Origin of the sequence: Tessaracoccus sp. OH4464_COT-324 (assembly GCF_003932855.1) — a bacterium.
GTDB lineage: Bacteria > Actinomycetota > Actinomycetes > Propionibacteriales > Propionibacteriaceae > Arachnia.
In genome coordinates this window covers 1-525 of the sequence record NZ_RQYZ01000079.1, presented here as the reverse complement: position 1 = coordinate 525, position 525 = coordinate 1, and the positions used below count along the sequence as shown (strand labels likewise).

The 525-nt window shown below is 47.6% G+C and carries 1 rRNA gene; it reads right to left on the bottom strand.

Annotated features, from left to right (window positions below):
• A 23S ribosomal RNA gene (locus EII42_RS12230) occupies nucleotides 1–525 on the bottom strand; the annotation flags it as partial.

The window sequence follows — 525 nt, the reverse complement described above, 5'->3', positions numbered from 1 at the left end:
TACCTAAATAGATTTCGGGGAGAACCAGCTATCTCCCGGTTTGATTGGCCTTTCACCCCCAGCCACTAGTCATCCGCTAATTTTTCAACATTAGTCGGTTCGGTCCTCCAGTTAGTGTTACCCAACCTTCAACCTGCCCATGGCTAGATCACCGGGTTTCGGGTCTATACCTTGCAACTCTTCGCCCAGTTAAGACTCGGTTTCCCTTCGGCTCCCTTATTCAGTTAACCTCGCTACAAAATATAAGTCGCTGACCCATTATACAAAAGGTACGCAGTCACCCATAAAGGGCTCCCACTGCTTGTACGCACAAGGTTTCAGGTTCTATTTCACTCCCCTCACCGGGGTTCTTTTCGCCTTTCCTTCACAGTACTGGTTCACTATCGGTCAATCAGGAGTATTTAGCCTTGGAGGATGGTCCCCCCATCTTCAAACAGGATTTCTCGTGTCCCGCCCTACTTATCGTAAGCTTAGTACTACAACAATACTTTCAAGTACGGGATTATCACCCTCTATGATTTGGCT